We start from the raw sequence: 13,201 nt of genomic DNA, 5'->3' as shown, positions 1-13,201 counted from the left end.
CCACGCACTTCGGGGGCGCCTGGGCGGCTGCGGGAACCGGAGCGAGGGAGGACGACGGACCGACCGGGGACGTCTGACCGACCGAGGACGACGGACCGACGCGGGACGTCTGACCGACTAGGGACTCTGGGCTGACCGGGGACTCTGGGGACACGGACACCATGATGCCGCTCCTGTCGTACGCGGAGAGCGTCGGCATGTCAGAACGCACGCGGGGGTATCGGCCCCGGACCTCACGCGAGCAGCAGGCTGAGCCCTCCCGTGGTGTACGCGATCATCAGCACCAGCAGCGGGAGCTGGCCCGCGACCGCGCGGTGGGGCGGGAAGAGCCGGACGGACCGGTCGTGGGCGGCGATCACACCGAGCACGTGGCCGGTGACGACGGCGCCGACCTGGAGGGCGGCGATGGCGCCCGGGGACAGGGGTGGTTCGGGCGGGGCCGGATTGTCAGTGCCGAGTGCCAGCATGAAAGTACGCGGTCCTTCGGTGACCAGCAGCGTGAAGTAGTGGGCGACGAGGTAGCCGAGCGCGATGGGCAGGAGGGAGTGGGCGAAGGCGGTGAGGGGGTGCGGAAGTGGGCGCCCGGACCCGGACCCGGGGCCGGCGCTGGTGCTGGTGCTGGTGCTGGTACTGCCCGAGATCAGGCGGGTGGCTCCGGCACACAGGCAGTAGAGCGCGGCGGCCAGGGCGATGGCGCCGAGCAGTCCGAGTGTGGCCGTGGGGGTGCGGCCCAGCGGCGAGGTCTGGACGGTGGTGATCCAGGAGGGGGCGTCGGAGAAGCCGTCGTACGCGGTGGAACCGAGGAGGACGCAGAGGACGGCGACCAGGCCGGGGCGCTGCCCGATCGCGTCGAGTCCGTTGAAGGGCGAGCGCAGCACCAGGCGGCCGTCGCGTCGTCTGCCCAGCGGGGAGAGGTGGGCGAGCAGGGTGGAGTACACCTCGAAGGCGTCCGAGGTGGCGAACCAGCGGGAGCCGTACCGGGCGGCGCCGAGCAGGTGGACGGTGGCGTAGCTGCCGAGGAAGGCGAGCAGGACGGGGCTCGACGCGGAGTCGGGGGCGGCGAGTTCGAGCCAGGTGTAGGCGAGCAGTCCGGCGGCGGCCGGCCACAGGCCCAGGCGGGGCGGGAGCGGGCGGCCCGCGTCGGGGGCGCGGTCCCGGGCGCGGCGGAACAGGAGGTGGAGCGTACGCAGGGGGTTGAGGAGGCGCCAGACGGGGCCCAGGAGGAGGGAGGCGGGGACCAGGCCGACCCAGAGCAGGACGTGGACCGCGCCGGGGGCGGGGTTGCGGTCCGGGTCGTCGGGGCCCAGGAGGAGGTGGAGAGCGACGAACAGGGCGGCGGCCAGGCCGAGTGCGCGCAGTGCGGTGCGGGTGGCGCGGGCGTCGGCGAGGCCCTGGAATACGGCGGGGAGCGGACGGCCCGCGCGGTCGCCGCGGAAGCGGGAGGCTGACCAGAGCAGGCCGAGTGCGAGGAAGGAGACGAGGAGCGCGGCGAAGGCGCCCGCGAAGGCGTAGAAGGGCGAGAGGGGCAGGTCGTGCTGGGAGCCGATGCCGTGCGCGAGGGTGTTCACCGCACGGCGAGTTGGGTCAGGAGCAGCTCGGACCCGTGTGTCTCGACCTCGAAGAGGCCGGTGCGGTCGACGACGAACGAGAGGACGGTGCGCTGCCCGGCGGGCAGTTCCGCCTTCCGGTCGTAGCCGTGGACGTGCAGGGTGTCGTCCTTGTCGCTGATCACGCCGAGCGCGACGCGCTGTCCCTTCTTGAGCTCGGTGCGGCCGGGCGCGGGGGTGACCTTGCCGTCGGCGATCGTGATGTCGACGGTCCGGTCGGCCTTGGGCGGCGCCTGGTCGGGGGCGCCGGCGCCGGGTGTCGCGGTTCCGGGTGTCGCGGTACCGGGCGTGGTGGGGCCGGGTGCCGACTGCGTGAGGGGCGTCGTGCCCTCCACCGGTTTGCCCTTGACCGCCCAGACGGTGTGGTCGTCGGCGTGCAGGCGCACGGTGAGGGTGTGCGCGCCCTTGGGGGCTGCGCTCCTCGGCAGGTGGTGCCAGGGGCCGTAGAGGCGGGCCAGTTCGCGTCCGTCGAGGTAGAGGTGGGCGTGGCCGCTGCCGGGGAGGGCTGCTCCGCCGGTGCTGTCGGGGGTGAACCGGAAGCGCTGGAGGGTCAGTTGGAGGTTCCAGCCGTCCTCGGAGTCGGGCCGGACGGTCACCTTCACCCCGGGTGCTCCCCCGGCGTCGACCTCCCGCAGCCGGTGGCCCTCCTCGTCCTTGGTGTCCAGGAGCCGCCCGGACGTCCCGGTGGCGACCTCGTGGCCGGTGCCGGGCCTGTGGTGGGTGGTGGTCGGCTCGCCGCACCCGGTCAGCAGAACGGCCGGGGCGAGCAGAGCGCCGCTGAGGAGCGCGCGGGTCCTGGTGCTCGCGGTGAGCTTCATGCGGCGACCCCGGTCCGCTCGGACACGGGCGCCGGTTCGGGTTCCGCGCCGTGCCGGGCGGCGGCGACCACTGCCCAGAGCACCCACACCACGGCGAGCAGCCCGCGCATCCAGGCCGGTCCCAGCGGGATCCAGGGGATCATCACCACCGCCTTGTCGAAGGCGTCGAGCAGGGTGAGCCCGCCGAGGAGGACGGTGGTTCGGCCGAGCCACCGGCGCTGCCCGCGCAGGGCGAGCCCGACGGCCGTCCACCAGACGCCCATCAGCAGGAGCGCCAGGGCGGGCAGGTAGCCGGAGTTCAGCGGCCTGGTGGACCCGACGACGTCGAGCACCAGGCCGACGGCCCCCAGCACGGTGGCCACGGTCGCGATCCGGTGCTGCCGCAGCCTGCGCCACCACAGCACTCCCCCGACCAGTGCCAGCACCGCCGCCACGGCCAGCGCGAGCTGTGTCTCGACCCGGGAGATGCCGGTGGCCCCGTACCAGTCGCAGCCGGCGGGCAGCCGCCGTGCCTGGACGTTGTAGTCGGCGCAGACCAGCAGTTGGGCCAGTTTCACCGGTTCGCCGACGAGGCGGTCCGAGCCGCCGGACAGCTCGCCGAGGCGCTTCCCGCACTCCGGGAGCGCGCGCGGGGTGCTGGCTCCGGAGTCCCCGTCCCAGCAGTTGCCCTCGCCCTGTCCGTCCCAGAAGACGTCGGTGGCGTTGGGCGCGGACCTGCCCGCCCTGTCCTTGCCGAGCACGTTCCCGGCGTACCGGTTGTGGTGCGAGGTGTCGGCCTGCTTCGACCAGGCCTCCTCGCCCCGGATGAAGGCGGGTACGGCGTGCAGGACGAAGCCGGCGCGTTCGTGTCCGTACACCCAGTTGTTCTCGTAGCGGTTCCAGTTGCCGCCCGCGGTGATGATGCCCGAGCCGGGCGGCATGGAGATCTGCGGGCAGACCACGCCGCGTTCGTAGCCGCGCTCGGCGGGCTGCTTGGCGCAGGTGCCGTCCGCGACGTACGGGTAGTAGTCCTCGTTGTTGTCGTGGATCAGGTTGCGCTCGAACCGGGCGTGGTTCTGCGGGAGTCCGGGGTGTCCGGGGAAGGCGCTGTCCATCGAGGCGCCGCCCATGTTGTGGTCGAACTCGTTGTCGTGGACGTAGACGGAGTCGCCCGCCGTGCCGGAGTAGCCGACCATGTTGTGGTGGCTGCGGCAGCCGGTGATCTCGATGGAGTAGCGCGGGACGTCGTAGCCCCGGCCGTTGTTGATGTCGGAGGCGCTGCCGGGGTAGATGCCGGAGTCGCCGTTGCCGTAGGACTCGCAGTTCTTGTAGAGGCCGTGGTCGCTGGCGAAGGTCAGGAAACCGTACTCGTCGTTCCACCGGGTCAGTACGTCGTCGATGACGAAGCCGTCGCCCGCCAGGACGTACAGCGAGTTGAAGGTGGTGCGCTGCGCGGTGAAGTTCTTGAAGTAGACCCCGTCGGACTCGTCCGCGCGTATCGCGTTGAGCTTGCGGTACTTGGCATCGAACACGACGTCGGTGCGCCGGGCGCCGGTGCCCTCGATCTGGAGGTCCTTCTTGCCGAGGATCGCCACCAGGTTCTGGTTGTGCGGGCACTGCTTCTGCTGGGCGAACGACAGGATCTGGTAGCCGAGCTGCGACTTGCGGGCCTTCAGCGAGGCGCAGGCCCCGGTCGGCCCGGCGGTGTACGGGTCCTCCTCGTACAGCCCCGGCAGCACCGCGATGTTCGTGCCCGGCTTCTTCGCGGCGTCGACGGCCTGTTGCAGGTGGCGGTAGCCGGAGGTGGCGCAGCGGGCGAAGAGCGCGAGGTTACGGGCCTTCAGCTGCTGCGGGAATCCGGAGATGCGGCGCTCGAAGTCCGCCCTGTCGGTCTTGCAGACGATCAGGTCCGGTTCGCCGCCCCGGTACGTGGGGACGCTGCCCGAGCCGTCCGGGAAGGTGACGGGGCGTTCCTCGTGGGCCTGCGCGGCGGGCGCGGCGAGGAGGGCGAGGGTGAGGGCCAGGAGGGCGGCCAGGAGGGCGGCCGGCCACGTGCGGAACGAGCGTGTCCACGACATGCGCGAGAGAGTAGAGCAATGTTCATGTTCTTGGATCCCCCCGCGCAGCACCAATTCCCGGACCCCACTTCAAGGCCGCCTCGCCCGCCCCCTCAGCACTAATCGCACCCCACCCGCCCCTCCCGCCAACCCGGTTCCCGTTGACGCCCGGGCAGCCAATTCCTACAGTTGTGCATAGGATTCTTTCGTCAGTGGCACCGGGAGCGGACAATGAGCGACAGCGGGCACGGCATCGAACAGGCCAGGAAGACCGCACAGGCCCTGGTGTACTCCACGGGATTCGGCAACGAACACAGCTCGGAAGCCGTTCCCGGCGCACTCCCCGATGGCCGGAACTCGCCCCAGCGCGCCCCGCTGGGCCTCTACGCGGAGCAGTTGAGCGGCAGCGCCTTCACCGAGCCGCGCGCCCACAACCGCCGCTCCTGGCTGTACCGGATCCGCCCGTCGGCCGCGCACCCGCCGTTCCAGCGTGCCGACAACGGCAACCTGCGCAGCGCGCCCTTCACCGAGACCGTGCCCGACCCGAACCGGCTGCGCTGGAACCCGCTGCCCGCCCCGGCGCCCGGCACCGACTTCCTGGCCGGCCTGTGGACGCTCGGCGGCAACGGCGACGCCACCCAGCGCACCGGCATGGCCATCCACCTCTACCACGCCAACTTCCCCATGCGGCACCGCGTGTTCAGCGACGCCGACGGCGAACTGCTGATCGTCCCCGAGCACGGCGGACTACTGATCCGCACCGAGTTCGGCCTGCTGCGCGCCGAGCCCGGCGAGGTCGCCCTGATCCCGCGCGGCATCCGCTTCCGCGTCGAGCTCCTCGACGCCACCGCCCGGGGTTACGTCTGCGAGAACTACGGCGCCCCCTTCCAGCTCCCCGACCTCGGCCCGATCGGCGCCAACGGCCTCGCCAACGCACGGGACTTCCGCGCGCCCGTCGCCGCGTACGAGGACGTCGAGGGCCCGGTGGAGGTGGTCAACAAGTTCTGCGGCAACCTCTGGTCGGCGACCTACGACCACTCCCCGCTCGATGTCGTCGCCTGGCACGGCAACCATGTCCCGTACGTCTACGACCTGCACCGCTTCAACGTCATCGGGACGATCTCCTACGACCACCCGGACCCGTCGATCTTCACGGTCCTCACCTCGCCCTCCGACACCCCCGGCCTCGCGGGCGTCGACTTCGTCGTCTTCGCGCCGCGCTGGCTGGTCGGTGAGGACACCTTCCGGCCGCCGTACTTCCACCGGAACGTGATGAGCGAGTACATGGGCCTGATCGACGGAGCGTACGACGCCAAGGCGGAGGGATTCGTTCCGGGCGGTGGCTCGCTGCACAACATGATGTCGGCGCACGGACCCGACCGGGAGACCTTCGACCGGGCGAGCGCGGCGGAGCTCAAGCCGCAGAAGATCGACGACGGTCTGGCGTTCATGTTCGAGACGCGCTGGCCGGTGACGGCGACCGAGCAGGCGGCCACCGCCGGACACCTCCAGGCGTCCTACGACGCGGTGTGGCAGGGTCTCCAGCGCCACTTCCGCCCGTAAGCCGCCGCGCCCTTCCCGTACGGAGACCCCCAGGTGACCGCCTTCGCCCCCGACTCCCTCGTGCTGAACCGGAAGCTGCCGCTCTGGTATCAGGTCTCCCAGTCGCTGCGCGCCTCGATACTCGGCCGCACCCCGGACGCCTCGCTGCGGCTGCCCACCGAGGAGCAGCTCGCCGCGCACTACGGGGTCAGCGTCCTGACGATGCGCCAGGCACTCAAGGAGCTGGAGTCGGAAGGGCTGATCAGCAGGCACCGGCGGCGCGGCACCTTCATCGAGCCGGGGGCCAGGCGGAGCGCCCCGCGCCGCCTCCTCGGCTCGATCGACGCGATCGTGGCCCAGCAGTCGGGCGAACCGACGACCCTGCTGGGCCACGGCCCGGTGCCGGTCCCCGGCGAGCTGGCCGAGTACTTCACGGACCTCTCCGAGGTCATGACGTACCGGCGGCTGCGGCACGACGCGGAGAGCGGCGAGCCCACCAACTGGGCGCAGAACGCGGTCCGTCCGGAGATCGCCGACCTCATCAAGGCCGACGACCTGGAGCGCTGGCCGATGACGAAGGTGCTGCGCGACGTCGTCGGCATCCGCATCAGCCGCATCACCGACACCATCGAGGCCCGCCTCGCCGACCCGGAGACGGCGGACCTGCTGAACGTCCCGCTGCTGTCGCCGATCCTGCACTACACGGGAGTGACGTACGACGTGCAGGGCCGGGTGGTGGACGTGGCCCGGATCCGCTACCGGGGCGACCGGTTCTCCTTCACGGTGACGGTGGAGGCGGACTGAGGTCCCCGTCGTCCCGAGCGCCTACGATGCGGGGCGTGAGCGATGTTGCCGAGACGCCGCAGCCCCTCCTGCTGGACGATCTGATGCCGTGGTCCGTGGCGCCGCTGCGCCTGGGCCGGAGCTGGATCATGGGCCCGGACCCGGTGTCCCTGCGGGCCCGTTGGGACGCGGTGATACGGGCACAGGGGCCGGAGCGGGACTCCCTGTTCGCCCCGACCCGGCAGCGCACCCCGCAGACCTCGGTGGCCGCCCTGCCCGGCCAGCGCACCGCCACCACCCGCTTCGCCACCGAGTCGGGCCGCTGCCCCGACCCGCTCCGGGTCCTGCACGGCGCCTTCGACGAACAGTGGCTGATCCCCGACCACCGGCTGATCGACACCGCCCGCCCGGAACTCTGGCGGGTCGCCGACCCCGCGCACCAGCTCTTCGCCGTCGAGCAGGGGTACGTCCCCGGGGCGGCCGGCCCCGCCCTGCTCGCCACCGCGCTGCTGCCCGACGGCCGCTCGCCCGCCGGACGCCCGGGCCGCATCCGCCCGCTCTACCGCCGCCCCGCCGGGCACGAGCCGAACTTGGCCCCGGGCCTGTCCGCCTTGCTCGCCGCGCGCTACGGCCGCGAGGTCGCCCCCGAGGACGTGCTCGCCTGGGCCCTGGCCGGGGCACTGCCCTCGCCGAAGGGGCCCTTGGTGCCGCTCCCCCGCGATCCCCTGGTGTGGGCGTCCGGCGTCGCGGCGGGGCACCGGCTGCTCACCGTCCTGCTGCGCGGCGCGCGGGGCGGCGACCGCCCCCGGCTGCCGGGCGGGCAGCGCCCCTACGTCCGCGCGGCGGTTCCGCCCCGGCCCGACTCGCTCTCCTACGACCACGGGGAAGCGGCCCTGCTGCTCGGCGCGACCGGCCGCATCTCACCGGTCCCGGCGGCGGCCTGGGAGTTCGAGGTGGGCGGGGTGCGGGTGCTGGAGCGCTGGTTCGAGGAACGCACGGCGCGCACCGAGGGCGGCGGGCTGGCGGCGATCGGCCCGAAGGGCTGGCCCCAGGAGTGGAACTCCGAGCTGCTGGAGCTGATCACGGTCCTGGCGCTGTACGCGGACGCGGCGGGCGGACGGCCGGAGCCGGGCTCGTACGACACCTTCGGCCGCCAGGATCTCCACGAGGCCGGCGTGCTGCCCGCCCCGGCGTCGGCCCGCCGCCCGGCCACGGTCCTCGACCAGCCGGAGGAGGGCCCGGGCGGGCAGTTCGCGCTGCTGTGAGAGTCCGAGGCGCACGAAAGCGCCGCCCAGCACTGCTGACCCCTGCCCAGGGAATGACGGATGGACAGGCAGCGGGTCAGTGAGTACCGGAGCGGCGCTCTCGTCGTAGAGCAGTGCTCGGGGCGGCAGCTGTCAGCCGCGGCTCCCGAACAAAGACCGTCGCAGCCGCCGCAGCGGCGCGAAGAGGGAGACCCGCGAGATCCGCGTCCCCCTGCTGGTGTTGCGCGTGCGCGGCACCTCACGCGAGGTCAGTTCACGCATCAGCATCGTCGCCTCGGCCGTCTCGCGCTGCGGGACGGCGGGACCGCCCAGCACCGAGAGATGGCGGTCGAGCCGCGAGCTGGTCGCACTGCTCCCGCATGTGATGGCAGGCACCCGAGGCCTGCTGCGCACCGTTATCTGTTCCATGTCACTCCCCACCCGTACGAGGGCACCCGTCACCGGGCAGGGTAACCCTATCTCCCCCGCATCACACAGGTGTATCCCGCCCGGAGGATTCACCACAGGGGTATCGGGGTTGACGGACCGTAATCGTTCAAGGAGGCGGCAGGAGCGCGGAGTTGAGCTAACTTGGAATGGTTTCGACCATGATGCCGCTCCGCTGCGGATCGGGGGACTGACGCCTGTGAGCGAAGTGCCGGGTGAGGGACGGGTGGTGACGGGCCGATACCGCCTTTTGGCCCCCTTGGGGCAGGGCGGCATGGGCGTCGTCTGGCGGGCCCGCGACGAGGTGCTGGGCCGCGAGGTCGCGGTGAAGGAGGTGCGGGCACCGGCCGGTCTCGGCGGCACCGACCAGTCGCGGCTGTACGCACGGCTGGAGCGCGAGGCCTGGGCGGCGGCCCGGATCTCGCACCGCAACGTGGTCACGGTGTACGACGTGGCGACCGAGGACGGCCGGCCGTGGATCGTCATGGAGCTGGTACGGGGACTGAGCCTGTCCGACGTGCTGGACGCCGAGGGCGCCCTCTCCCCGCAGCGGGCCGCCGGGGTCGGCGCCGAGGTGACCGCCGCGCTGCGGGCCGCGCACGAGGCGGGGGTGCTGCACCGGGACGTCAAGCCGGGCAACGTACTGCTCGGGAACGACGGACGGATCGTCCTGACCGACTTCGGCATCGCCATGGTGGAGGGCACCTCCGCGCTGACGATGACCGGTGAGCTGATCGGCTCGCCGGAGTTCCTGGCCCCCGAGCGGGCGCTGGGGCGCACTCCGGGCCCCGAGTCGGACCTGTGGTCGCTGGGCGTGCTGCTGTACGCGGCGGTGGAGGGGGCGTCGCCGTTCCGGCAGGACACCCCGCTGTCCACGCTGCGTGCGGTGGTCGACGAGGAACTGCCGCCGCCCACCAGGGCGGGGGCACTGCGGCCGGTGATCGAGGGTTTGCTGCGCAAGGAGCCCGCCGAGCGGATGGGGGCGGCCGAGGCGGAGCGGCAGCTGCGGCTGGTGGCGGCAGGGGGGACGGTGCCGGGTGCGGCGGGCGCGGGCATGCACGCCAGCCCCACCGTCACGGCCTCGACGCCCCGGCCGACCCCCCGGCCGACGCCTCGGCCGGCACCCGTGCCGGTGCCGCTGCCCTCCACGGGCCCGGCCACCGGTGGGTACGGCCCGGCCACCGGACAGACGACGGCCACCACGCGGCAACAGCAGCCGAACCGCGCGACGGCCCTGCTGGCGGTCGGGGTCGCGGTACTGCTGCTGGCCGTCGCAGGCCTGGTGTACGCGCTGACGAGGGACAACGGCACCAAGGGCAACCTCACCGGCGGCACCACGCAGGGACAGACCGGCGCCAACGGAAGCACCGGCTCCTCCGGTGCCACGGGTACCGGCAGCACCGGAGGCAGCCCCAAGCCCAGTGACACCGGGAAAAACTCCTCCGGCAGCAGCACCACGGGCGGCTCCACCGGCAGCGGCAACTCCAGTGGCAGCGGCAACAACGGGAACAGCGGGGGCAGGACCACCCCGCCGCCCCAGCAGACGGTCGAGGTCAGCGTCCATGCGGTGCGCGACAGTTACTCGGGGAAGTGCCCGGTCCCCGAGGCCCAGGCACCCGCCTTCGCCGCCACGGTCACCGTCGGGCGCGCGCCGGAGAAGGTCGAGTACCGCTGGAGGACCAGGAGCGGGGAGTCCTCGGACGGCGGCTGGAAGACGCTGGAGTTCCCGGCGGGTACGACGTCCCAGCAGGTGCACCACGCGGAGCTGACGTACCGGACCGGGGAGACCTGGAAGGACTCGGTCCAGCTGGAGGTGCGGAGTCCGCACCGGGTGACGTCCGACTCGGTGGCGTTCTCGGTGACCTGCGACAAGGAGACCCCGGACACCACGGGCGGGGGCTCCTCGCCGCCTGTCACACCGTACGAGCGGTACTGAGGACGTGCGGTACTGAGGACGTGCGGTACTGAGGACGTGCAGGTAGTGACGACGTGCGGGGACGGATGCCTGTGCGGCGGACCAGGTGCTAGGCGGCCGAGGTGAACACCGGCAGGTAGCCGCCCGACTGCCCGGCGGCGGTGGGGTGGTAGGACTCGCCGATGTTGCCCCAGTTCAGGCTGTGCAGCCACGGGGACGAGGTGCAGATCTCGTGTCCGGTGAAGGTGCCCGCGACGTCCGCGTACGAGTAGCCGTGGTCGGCGGCGCGCTTGGCGGTGGCGGTGTTGAGGTGGTCGGCCGCCGAGTTGATCGCGCTCCGGGACTTCTCGCTGAGTCCGACGGAGCAGGTGCCGCCGATCTTGTAGAAGCGGGGGTAGCCGAGGACGACCACGCGGGCGGCGGGCGCCTTGGCTCTGATGCCGTCGTACACCGTGTCGAGGAGTCCCGGCAGGGTGCTGTCGACGTACGCGCGTGCCTTGTTGACCCGGGAGATGCAGGCGGACTCGCCCTGCAGCACACAGGTGGTCATGACGTCGGCGAAGCCCGCGTCGTTGCCGCCGACCGTGATGCTGACCAGGTCGGTGGCCGCGCTCAGGGAGCTGAGCTGACCGCTGGTCACATCACCCGTACGAGCACCGCTGCACGCGGCGAACTTGAAGCTCGCGGGTGCCGACTTGGCGGCCCACAGGGCCGGGTACGCCTTGCTGCTGCGCTTGCAGCTGCTGCCGTCGTAGCTGCCGGCGCCGACCCCCGAGGAGTACGAGTCACCGAGGGCCACGTAGTCGACGGCCTGGGTCTGTTGGTCCGCCTGCGCCGCGCCCGCCCCGGTGAGGGCGATGACTCCGGCGAGCAGGAACGAGCATGAGAACGCCGTAATACGGGTCAATTTCATGGAACCTCCTCTTAGCAGGCCAAATCGGATTGATCCAGCCGCCACACATTTACTACCAGCCCCAGTGACCCGTCGGTAGTGTTCATGCCAAGAACATTCGGCCCGGATCTTCTGCACAAGCTCTTCGCATCCTTGACGGGGGTCGGACGGCTGCGCGACATTGAAGCCCGGCATCCGGCGCGTCGGGGGGCAAAGTCGCCAATGCAGAGCATCAGGAACATCAGTGACAAGCCATCAGTGGACGACGGCGGTGACGGCACCCTGGACAGCGGTCCGGGCGGCGACGGAAGCGGCCTGCGCGGCCGCGACCTGCTGCCCTCCCTGGCGGGGGCGGCGATCGTGGTGGCCGCGGCGGGCGCGTTCCTCGCTCTGACCGACCGACAGACGCCGCTGCGCGCGCCGTTCACCCTCGTCTTCATGGTGGTGGTACCCGGTGCGGCGGTCGCGATGTGGCTGCGCGGGCTGGAACCGCTCGGGCGTGCGGTGGCGTCCTTGTCGGCAGCACTCGCGCTCAATCTGCTGGTGGCTCAAGCGATGCTGGCCATGCACCTCTGGTCGACCAGGGGCGGGATCGCGGTGGTCGCCGCGGTCAGCGCCCTGCTTCTCCTGCTCACAGCGGTCCGGCGCGGAGCCGGCCGTGCGGCGCGAAGGCGGGCATCCTGACGTGGACATCACTGTGTATCGTCCCGGCGAACTCACCGCCGCGGACCGGGCGACCTGGACGGCGATGCAGTCCAAGGCGCATCTGCACGGTTCGCCGGAACTGGCGAATCCGTTCCTCTCCCCGGAGTTCGCGCTGGCGCTGGGCAGATGCCGGCGCGGGGTGCGGATCGCGGTCGTACGGGAGGGGGGCGAGGCCGCCGCGTTCTTCGCGTACCAGAGATCCGGCACCGGCGTGGGCCGGGCACTGGGTCTCGGGGTCTCGGACAGCCAGGGCATCGTGCACAGACCCGGCTTCACCTGGGACGCGCGGGAGTTGCTGCGGGCGTGCGGGCTCGCGGTGTGGGAGTTCGACCATCTCGCCCAGGGACAGGGCGCGTTCGAGGCCGGGGCGACGGGGCGGTTCGCCTCCCCCGTGATCGACACCCTCGACGGCTACGACACGTATCTCGCCCGCCTCCGGGCCACCTCACCGAAGTTCCTCAAGTCCACGCTGGCCAAGGAGCGCCGGCTCGCGCGCCAGGTCGGCGAGGTGCGCTACGTGCACGACGAGCGCGACCCGGCGGCGCTGCGGGCGCTGATGCGCTGGAAGTCCGCGCAGTACCGCAGGACCGGGCGCAGCGACCGCTTCTCCCAGGACTGGATCATCCGCCTGGTCGAGCAGCTCTTCCACACCCGTACCGACTCCTTCACCGGGCTGCTGTCGGTGCTGTACGCGGACGGACGGCCGGTCGCCGCGCACTTCGGCCCGCGCTCGGAAAGGATCATCGCGAATTGGTTTCCGGCCTACGACACCGAGTTCGCGAAATATTCACCGGGGTTGCTCATGCAACTCAAGATCGCCGAAGCCGCGGCATCCGAAGGGATCGCCTACATCGATCTGGGGCGCGGCCAGAAAGAGTACAAGGATTCCCTCAAGACCAGGGAGATCACGGTCTCGGAGGGATGGGTGATGCGCCGGCACCCGGTCGCATTCGGCCACCGGGCACACCGCGCCCCGGTGCGCGTGTTGCGGAATACGGTGGTCGAACGGCCGGAATTGTTCGAACCCGCCGACAAGTTGCTCAAACGGATCGGCGAAATCCGATCCGGGCGGTTTCGGGTGCGACCGTCGAAGTAAGGCCAAAGTCACAAAAAAGCGAGGCTTCGTTCCAGGTCTTGCCATAGGGTCCCAATCATCAATACCGTCGTACATCCACCCGCATCGGTCCATCAAGCAAGGCGGCTCTAGGGGAG

11 protein-coding genes are annotated in these 13,201 nt (G+C 71.6%); 6 read left to right on the top strand and 5 right to left on the bottom strand.

Features of this window, described 5'->3' with window-relative positions; genetic code table 11:
• Nucleotides 1–233: 233 nt before the first annotated feature.
• The 3 genes from ACZ5PB_RS36235 to ACZ5PB_RS36225 are packed head-to-tail and all read right to left on the bottom strand — an operon-like array spanning nt 234 to nt 4,482.
• Nucleotides 234–1,568, bottom strand: coding sequence for a hypothetical protein (locus tag ACZ5PB_RS36235; protein ID WP_468697204.1), 1,335 nt, complete (start codon nt 1,566–1,568; stop codon nt 234–236).
• The gene (locus ACZ5PB_RS36230; RefSeq protein ID WP_468697203.1) at nt 1,565–2,425 is read right to left on the bottom strand and encodes a cupredoxin domain-containing protein; all 861 of its coding nucleotides are present in this window, start codon (nt 2,423–2,425) and stop codon (nt 1,565–1,567) included. Before ACZ5PB_RS36230 ends, ACZ5PB_RS36235 begins: the two co-directional genes overlap by 4 nt.
• Nucleotides 2,422–4,482, bottom strand: coding sequence for a right-handed parallel beta-helix repeat-containing protein (locus ACZ5PB_RS36225; protein WP_468697202.1), 2,061 nt, complete (start codon nt 4,480–4,482; stop codon nt 2,422–2,424). Before ACZ5PB_RS36225 ends, ACZ5PB_RS36230 begins: the two co-directional genes overlap by 4 nt.
• A 210-nt stretch (nt 4,483–4,692) precedes the next feature.
• On the opposite strand from ACZ5PB_RS36225, the gene hmgA reads away from it, so the two are divergent.
• From hmgA to ACZ5PB_RS36210, 3 genes are read left to right on the top strand one after another with little or no spacing between them, the layout of a single operon-like run.
• Nucleotides 4,693–6,024 carry a homogentisate 1,2-dioxygenase gene (gene hmgA, locus ACZ5PB_RS36220; protein WP_468697201.1) on the top strand — a complete coding sequence of 444 codons (1,332 nt, stop codon included), beginning with the start codon at nt 4,693–4,695 and terminating at the stop codon, nt 6,022–6,024.
• A 33-nt stretch (nt 6,025–6,057) separates the two neighbouring features.
• Nucleotides 6,058–6,807, top strand: coding sequence for a GntR family transcriptional regulator (locus tag ACZ5PB_RS36215; protein ID WP_468697200.1), 750 nt, complete (start codon nt 6,058–6,060; stop codon nt 6,805–6,807).
• A gap of 26 nt (nt 6,808–6,833) precedes the next feature.
• Nucleotides 6,834–8,051, top strand: coding sequence for a type ISP restriction/modification enzyme (locus ACZ5PB_RS36210; protein WP_468697199.1), 1,218 nt, complete (start codon nt 6,834–6,836; stop codon nt 8,049–8,051).
• Nucleotides 8,052–8,183: 132 nt separating this feature from the next.
• Here the strand turns inward: ACZ5PB_RS36210 and ACZ5PB_RS36205 are convergent, their stop codons facing one another.
• On the bottom strand, nt 8,184–8,459 hold the full coding sequence (locus tag ACZ5PB_RS36205) for a hypothetical protein (protein WP_468697198.1): 276 nt from the start codon (nt 8,457–8,459) through the stop codon (nt 8,184–8,186).
• A 244-nt stretch (nt 8,460–8,703) separates the two neighbouring features.
• Here ACZ5PB_RS36205 and ACZ5PB_RS36200 point away from each other — a divergent pair, with 244 nt between their 5' ends.
• Entirely contained in the window at nt 8,704–10,413 is a 1,710-nt protein-coding gene (locus ACZ5PB_RS36200) for a serine/threonine-protein kinase (protein ID WP_468697241.1), read from the top strand.
• A gap of 88 nt (nt 10,414–10,501) precedes the next feature.
• Here ACZ5PB_RS36200 and ACZ5PB_RS36195 read toward each other — a convergent pair whose 3' ends face one another.
• Nucleotides 10,502–11,305, bottom strand: a complete 804-nt coding sequence (locus ACZ5PB_RS36195; RefSeq protein ID WP_468697197.1) for an SGNH/GDSL hydrolase family protein — start codon at nt 11,303–11,305, stop codon at nt 10,502–10,504.
• A gap of 201 nt (nt 11,306–11,506) precedes the next feature.
• Between ACZ5PB_RS36195 and ACZ5PB_RS36190 the strand changes: the two genes are divergently transcribed.
• Together ACZ5PB_RS36190 and ACZ5PB_RS36185 are read left to right on the top strand one after the other, a co-directional pair.
• Entirely contained in the window at nt 11,507–11,968 is a 462-nt protein-coding gene (locus ACZ5PB_RS36190; RefSeq protein WP_468697196.1) for a hypothetical protein, read from the top strand.
• A 1-nt stretch (nt 11,969) separates the two neighbouring features.
• On the top strand, nt 11,970–13,085 hold the full coding sequence (locus ACZ5PB_RS36185) for a GNAT family N-acetyltransferase (RefSeq protein WP_468697195.1): 1,116 nt from the start codon (nt 11,970–11,972) through the stop codon (nt 13,083–13,085).
• The last annotated feature ends 116 nt before the right edge of the window (nt 13,086–13,201 follow it).

The sequence above is a fragment of the Streptomyces sp. NPDC032721 genome, assembly GCF_055579625.1.
The sequence above is the reverse complement of the archived record's forward strand: the minus strand, read 5'-3'. Positions and strand labels throughout refer to the sequence as shown.

Excerpts from the sequence above, each read along its gene's own strand:
- ACZ5PB_RS36230 (WP_468697203.1), bottom strand. The coding sequence starts at position 2,425 with ATGAAGCTCACCGCGAGCACCAGGACCCGCGCGCTCCTCAGCGGCGCT.
- ACZ5PB_RS36225 (WP_468697202.1), bottom strand. The coding sequence starts at position 4,482 with ATGTCGTGGACACGCTCGTTCCGCACGTGGCCGGCCGCCCTCCTGGCC.
- hmgA (WP_468697201.1), top strand. The coding sequence starts at position 4,693 with ATGAGCGACAGCGGGCACGGCATCGAACAGGCCAGGAAGACCGCACAG.
- ACZ5PB_RS36210 (WP_468697199.1), top strand. The coding sequence starts at position 6,834 with ATGCGGGGCGTGAGCGATGTTGCCGAGACGCCGCAGCCCCTCCTGCTG.
- ACZ5PB_RS36205 (WP_468697198.1), bottom strand. The coding sequence starts at position 8,459 with ATGGAACAGATAACGGTGCGCAGCAGGCCTCGGGTGCCTGCCATCACA.
- ACZ5PB_RS36195 (WP_468697197.1), bottom strand. The coding sequence starts at position 11,305 with ATGAAATTGACCCGTATTACGGCGTTCTCATGCTCGTTCCTGCTCGCC.
- ACZ5PB_RS36190 (WP_468697196.1), top strand. The coding sequence starts at position 11,507 with ATGCAGAGCATCAGGAACATCAGTGACAAGCCATCAGTGGACGACGGC.